Genomic DNA, 6,028 nt, shown 5'->3' on the forward strand with positions numbered 1-6,028 from the left:
GCCGTTCTCTCCCGGGCGGGCATTGTTGAGTTTTCATTCAGGGAGAAGAGCAGCCTCCACGCAGAAGAAAAGCGGGCTATCGCACATGAAGCGGCGCAACTCGTGCAACGCGGCATGACCCTGACCCTTGACACAGGCACTACCGCTCTCGAGGTCGCGAGAGCTATCGCGGGGATTCCCGATCTGACGGTGCTGACGTCGTCGCTCGCGATCGCCTCGGCTCTTTATGGCCGCCCGAACATTGCGCTGGTGCTCACGGGCGGGGCGGTGCGCACGGGAAGCCCCGACTTGTCGGGCTGGTTGACTGAAGAAAACCTGAAGCGGTTTCGCGTCGACATGGCGTGTATCGGCGCAGACGGCGCGGACCGCGAAGGGGCGTTCACAACGGATGTCAGTGTCGCGCGTGTTTCGCAGGCCATGATTGCCAGCGCGAAGGAAACGGTGCTGGCCGCCGACCACACAAAATTCGAGAAACCGGCCTTTGTGCGGTTTGCTTTGTGGGGCGATATCGACCACGTCATCACGGGCGCCGCGGCGTCTCCCGAGACCCGCAACTGGCTCGAAAAGGCCGTTCGGACCGTAACCTATGCGCGCCACGAGTAGACAAGGAGCTAGAGAACGGTCCGTCCTCATCGGAATTGATGTGGGCACGACAGTTCTCAAGGTGTGTGCGTTTGACGCAACCTCGGGGGCGCTTCTTGCCCAGACTTCACAGAAGCTGCCGGTTGCGCTGTTGGCGAACGGGGGCCGTGAACAAAGCGTGCAGACGCTGGACCGCGCTTTCGCAGCCTCAGTGAATGCGGTTCGCGAACGGCTCGGAAACCGTTGGAGCATGGTGACGGGCATCGGCCTGGCGGCTCAGGGCGGCAGCAGCATCATTGCCGAGCGCAAATCGGGCAAGGCTCTCACGCCCATGGTTTTGTGGAACGATGCCCGGGCTCACGCCCACGCGTCGCTCATCGAGAAACGCACCACTCCGGAGTTCTGGCTGGAATTCACGCTGCGCGAGGGTATTCCGCATGGTCTGGCGCGCCTGTCGTGGCTCCGGGAAAAGCGCCCTGGCCTGTTCCACGATTTCAACATCCACGTTGGCGCGGGCGAGTGGATGTTTCATCGGTTGACGGGCGTGTGGCGGCAGGACCCGGGGAATGCGATTCAGGTGGGATCATACAATGCGGCGGCCAAACGCCTGGATTCCGCGGCGTTCGATGTTATCGATATCGAGCTGTCTTTTGTGGCAAGGCTGCGTGAGGAACACGAGACCGCACGGTTATTGCCTGCGGCCGCCAAACGTCTCCGCCTCACTGCGGGCATTCCAGTAGCAGGCCCGTACATCGACCAGGAAGCCGGCTATCTCTCCGCAGCAGGCGTCTCGCCGCATCCCGTCCACTGCTCTCTTGGCACGGCGTGGGTCTGCAACTACGCCCGTCCGGATACTGACGCCGTGGATTCGCCCATGCAATTGGTGTTGAATTCCGTTGTGGGAAAAGGTCAGTTGGTGGTGCTGCCCCTGGGGACCGGGAACACGTCCTGGGACTGGGCGCTGACAACGCTTATTGACCCGGACCTGGATAAGGCGCTGGAGAACGCCGAGGTTCTATTCCGCAAGAGCCTTGTGCCTCCGCCAGGCCTTGTGGTCGTGCCCCACTTTGCCCAGCGCAATCCTGTCCATGCCGAGGCATACGGGGCGGGCGCGTTCTTTGGAATAAGCACCGGCACGACGCGAGCGGATATCCTGCGTGCCATTGCGGCAGGGATGGTCTTCGAGCTCACGGATGCACTGCGCCGGCCCGTTTCGAAGGGGCTTGCGGATAGCATCGTGCTTGGAGGCGGAGCAAGCAAGGGCGATTACTTTTGCCGTCTCATCGCTGCCATGTTTCGCGGCATTCCCGTTCGAAAACAAGTGGAACAGGATTTGGCGGTGGCTCGGGGGGCCGTGTACGCATTCGCGCCCGACATCGCCTGCGCGCCAACCGCTGCTGTGCGTATGCCCGGCGAAGCGGCCTGCAGGTCGCTACGCGAGGCGGCGGCATGTTTTGACCAGGTAACGAGACGCTTCAACGCTCTGTGAAACGGAGGAGATGGTCATGCGACAGCCGAAAATCGGTCTTCTGCCCCTGTATCTCAAGCTCTACGACGATATACGCCCCGACCTTCGCAAAGATTTCGGACCATTCATGGCGGCTATTTCGGAAGGGTTCCGGAACCACGGAGTGGCTGTGTCGCAAGGCGAAATCTGCAGGGTGAAAGAAGAGTTCGGAAAGGCGGTCGAACGATTTGAGCGAGAACAAGTGGACCTCATCGTAGCGTTGCATCTGGCCTATTCACCGTCGCTGGAATCGGCTGACATCCTTGCGGCCAGCAAGGTCCCGCTGTTGATGCTTGACACAACCATGGACGCAGCGTTCGGACGGAACGTTTCCCCTGAGCGCATCATGTTCAACCACGGCATCCACGGCGTTCAGGATCTCGCCTCCGTGTTGCGGACCAGGAACAAGCATTTCGAGATTGTGGCGGGGCATTTTGGGAGTCCTGAAGTGATGGAGCGCGCCGCGGGAGTTGCGCGCGGGGCGACCGCGGCCAGATGCATCCGCACGACGTGCGCCCTGCGTATCGGCTCTTCCTTCGAAGGCATGGGAGACTTCGCTCCGCCCGAAGCCGTCATGGAATCCCGCCTGGGAATATGCACGGATGAGATCGCGATCGCGGACCTGGCTTCGGAAACGGCCTTCGTCACGGAAGACGACGTCCGGGAGGAGATGGAGACTGACCGTGCGCGTTTCTCCGTTGAAGCATCCGAAGAGGTACATCGCAGGTCGGTCCGCGCTGGGCTGGCGTTGCGAAAACGCCTCCTGGACGGCGAGTACTCGGCGTTCAGCATGAATTTCCTGCAATTTGACTCCCCGGATGGTCCCATTGATACCGTCCCGTTCCTGGAGGCGTCGAAAGCCATGGGGCGCGGTCTGGGCTATGCGGGAGAAGGTGACGTTCTCACCGCGGCGCTGGTTGGGGCGCTGAACAAGGCTTTCGGCAAGACGACGTTTACGGAGATCTTCTGTCCCGATTGGGAAGGCGACGCGTTGTTCCTATCGCACATGGGCGAGATCAATCCGGAGGTTGCGGGCGATACTCCGCGTCTGCTCGAGAAAGACTTTCCGTTCACGCCGGCACGGAATCCGGCTATCATTACGTGCGCGCTGCAGGAGGGGCCCGCGGTGCTGGTGAATCTGGCGCCGGGACCCGACGATAGTTTCGGGCTCATCGTCGCACCGGTGCAGGTGTTGGAAGACACCACCGTTGAATCAATGAAAGACTCCGTCCGCGGATGGATTCGTCCCGAGTTGCCGGTCGAAATGTTCCTTGAGGAATACTCGCTCAACGGGGGTACCCATCACAGCGCCCTGGTATTTGGAGACCGCGCGGGCGAGCTGGCCGCATTCGGTTCCTTTCTGGGCGTGGACGTTGCAACCCTGTAACCCGGCCGGCGGCGAACCCGCGCAGCGCGCGACGTTGACGAAAGGCAGACCATGTGGCGTGAGACGACCAAACACGAGAGGAACCGCATCATCTGGGAAGAGGAACTCGAGGATTTCGTCCCCGAAAGCGTTCTCGACTTCCACGCGCACGTGTTTCATGCAGAGACCATTCCTTCGGGCTGCGAGCCCTATTCGTGTGCAGGTCATGCTCTTCCGAGTTACGATTTGAATGCCCTTTCACAGGACATGGCCGAACTGTATCCCGGCCGCGATACGAGCGCCGTCGTGTTCGGCCTCCCCCACGTTGAATATGACCGCGTCAGCAACAACGACTACGCAGGGCGTGCCGCCGACAAGAAACGCTTCTTCCCGCTGCGGCTGTTTGATCCGCTTGAGGACACACCCGAAGCCGTTGAGACGGACTTGGCCTCGGGCCGATTCCTGGGACTCAAGCCCTACCTGAATTACCTGCGCAAAGACGACCCTAACACGGTGGAGATTGCCGAGATGCTTCCCGGGTGGGCCATGGAGGTCGTCAACGCCCACGGACTCCTGGTAATGCTCCACATCCCGCGTAAGGAACGGCTGGCGGACCCGCTGAACCAAAAGCAGCTGGTGGCATTGTGTGGCGCTTATCCCGAGGCGCGCATCGTGCTGGCCCATGTCGGCCGCGCGTATTTCCTGAAGAACGTACAAGGCAATCTGGACGCCCTCGCCGGTTTGCCCAACCTCTACTTCGATCTGGCCATGGTGAGCAATCCGGAGGTGCTCGAGTACGTGTTCACGGTCGCTCCCAGGGAACGCATTCTCTATGCCACGGACCTGCCCATCGCCGTGGCGCCGGGAAAGTCCGTCGAGATCAACAACCAATACACGTATGTCACGCCAGTGCCGTGGCACTTGTCCATCTCGGATGACCACGGCAAACTGGTGTTCACATCGTTCTTGTACGAAGAATTGCGCGGCATAAGGAAAGCGGTCGAACGCTGCGGTTTGGGAAAGGACTTCGTCGAGGCGGTATTCTGCGGGAATGGCAGACAATTGCTGGATAGCGTGCTGTAGGTAGAGGGGGTCTTCTTGGCATCGTGAGCCATATTCGCGGCTGTCACCGTGGGAGTGGCCGTGCACCCTGTCGAGACCGAGGACCCGCTGCATAATCCGTATAGGGGCTGGGTCTTTATCGGCCACGCGGTTCCCGGCGAGATCGGCGCAGGGCGTTCGGTCCCCAACGTGAAAAGCGGCAGTACTGGCCGTCTTATCCGGCCAATACCGCCACTGATTCCGAGTGCCCTACGGATGATTAATAGCGCGAACCGTATCCGCCACCGCCCCCACGGGGCCGGCGGGCTTCGCGTTCACGAGCCTGGTTCACGGTAAGCGTGCGCCCCTGCATCTCTTGCCCGTTAAGGGCATCGATGGCCGCCTGCGCTTCGGAGTTGTTCGGCATCTCGACGAAGCCGAATCCGCGCGAACGCCCCGTCTGCCGGTCTTCGATAACGCGCGCGTCTTCCACCGCACCGTGCGCCTCAAACATTGCGCGGAGGGCTGCGTTATCGGTGTCGTACGATAGATTTCCTACGTAGATGTTCATTACTCTTTCCTTTCCAGAGTGGTCTTGTGGAGGGTGGCCCTCAACCCGGTCGGCAACCAGTCCGGAGCGAGCATGACATCTTTTCAGGAAATCACGCGCAGGATCAGGTCCAAAACGGAGGCGGAAGCTCACTAACTCCAGTTCACGTGCACCATTGCACGGAAAGTAGTGTAGCTGACAATCCCGAAAAAAGCAATACTTTCTTACAAGGGCCATGTAGTGCCCCAACACTAGGCATGCATTACTACCGGATCTGAATCCCGAGGCTCGTGGCCGCGACACGGCGCGGATAGCTCTCTCTTTCCTTCATGACTTCTTCGAGGAGTTCACGCACACCTGGAAAGCCGGCGCCAACGATTTCGAGGGTTTCGACGGCGGAGAGGCGAACGTACTCGTTCTCGTGCGTGATTGCCTGTTTCAGCGCGGGCATCGCCTCGTTAATGCGGCCGAGCAGAACCAAGGCCCTCGCCGCTCCCAACTTAGCGCTTATCTCATTTCGCTCCAATGCTTTAAGCAATCCCTGGATGGCTTCTGGAGAACTGTCGGGCAGATGCCCAAGGGAGACTGCCGCCCAGTGGGCCACGCCGGCGTCGTAGTCTTGCAGGGCTGTGCGAAGCAACGGAGCGGCATCCGGAATGAGGCCTACGGTCTTGATCACGCGCAGACGCTGCAAGCGAGCGGTCCCGTTGAGCATCTGGAGGTAGTCTTTGACTGGTCTCCCAAAGAGTTGGGCGTCTACTGGAAGTTCATATACGGGAAGGGCTTCGGGGGGTCCCGGCCACTCGCCCGCGAGCCACGTTTCGAGGTCCATCTCAGGGACAAACCCCGTATCGCTGGATTCGTCAAGGAAGACGTCGAGCGCTTCCCTCAAACGCTTCAGTTCGGACTCGAGTTCAGGTTTATCCACGGCATTCGCGATTTCATGTGGATCCTCTTGTGTATCATAGAGTTCCTCGAGCGG

The 6,028-nt window shown here is 60.4% G+C and carries 6 protein-coding genes; 4 read left to right on the top strand and 2 right to left on the bottom strand.

Annotation, left to right across the window (positions count from 1 at the left end; genetic code table 11):
* The 4 genes from PLJ71_15370 to PLJ71_15385 all read left to right on the top strand — a co-directional run.
* A partial coding sequence (locus PLJ71_15370; GenBank protein HQM50067.1) for a hypothetical protein occupies positions 1–603 on the top strand: 603 nt, incomplete at its 5' end.
* The gene (locus PLJ71_15375; GenBank protein HQM50068.1) at positions 587–2,071 is read left to right on the top strand and encodes an FGGY family carbohydrate kinase; all 1,485 of its coding nucleotides are present in this window, start codon (positions 587–589) and stop codon (positions 2,069–2,071) included. The genes PLJ71_15370 and PLJ71_15375, both read left to right, overlap by 17 nt.
* A gap of 16 nt (positions 2,072–2,087) precedes the next feature.
* Positions 2,088–3,476, top strand: coding sequence for a hypothetical protein (locus tag PLJ71_15380; protein HQM50069.1), 1,389 nt, complete (start codon positions 2,088–2,090; stop codon positions 3,474–3,476).
* 51 nt (positions 3,477–3,527) lie between these two features.
* Positions 3,528–4,538: an amidohydrolase family protein gene (locus tag PLJ71_15385; protein ID HQM50070.1), complete on the top strand. Its 1,011-nt coding sequence runs from the start codon at positions 3,528–3,530 to the stop codon at positions 4,536–4,538.
* A 238-nt stretch (positions 4,539–4,776) separates the two neighbouring features.
* Here PLJ71_15385 and PLJ71_15390 read toward each other — a convergent pair whose 3' ends face one another.
* Positions 4,777–5,067, bottom strand: coding sequence for an RNA-binding protein (locus PLJ71_15390; GenBank protein ID HQM50071.1), 291 nt, complete (start codon positions 5,065–5,067; stop codon positions 4,777–4,779).
* 244 nt (positions 5,068–5,311) lie between these two features.
* A partial coding sequence (locus PLJ71_15395; GenBank protein HQM50072.1) for a HEAT repeat domain-containing protein occupies positions 5,312–6,028 on the bottom strand: 717 nt, incomplete at its 5' end.

Source organism: Candidatus Hydrogenedentota bacterium (genome assembly GCA_035416745.1).
In the GTDB taxonomy this organism is placed as follows: Bacteria; Hydrogenedentota; Hydrogenedentia; order Hydrogenedentales; family SLHB01; genus UBA2224.

What these genes read in the sequence shown, in the direction of transcription:
- PLJ71_15375 (HQM50068.1), top strand. Translation starts at nt 587, where the DNA reads ATGCGCGCCACGAGTAGACAAGGAGCTAGAGAACGGTCCGTCCTCATC.
- PLJ71_15380 (HQM50069.1), top strand. Translation starts at nt 2,088, where the DNA reads ATGCGACAGCCGAAAATCGGTCTTCTGCCCCTGTATCTCAAGCTCTAC.
- PLJ71_15385 (HQM50070.1), top strand. Translation starts at nt 3,528, where the DNA reads ATGTGGCGTGAGACGACCAAACACGAGAGGAACCGCATCATCTGGGAA.
- PLJ71_15390 (HQM50071.1), bottom strand. Translation starts at nt 5,067, where the DNA reads ATGAACATCTACGTAGGAAATCTATCGTACGACACCGATAACGCAGCC.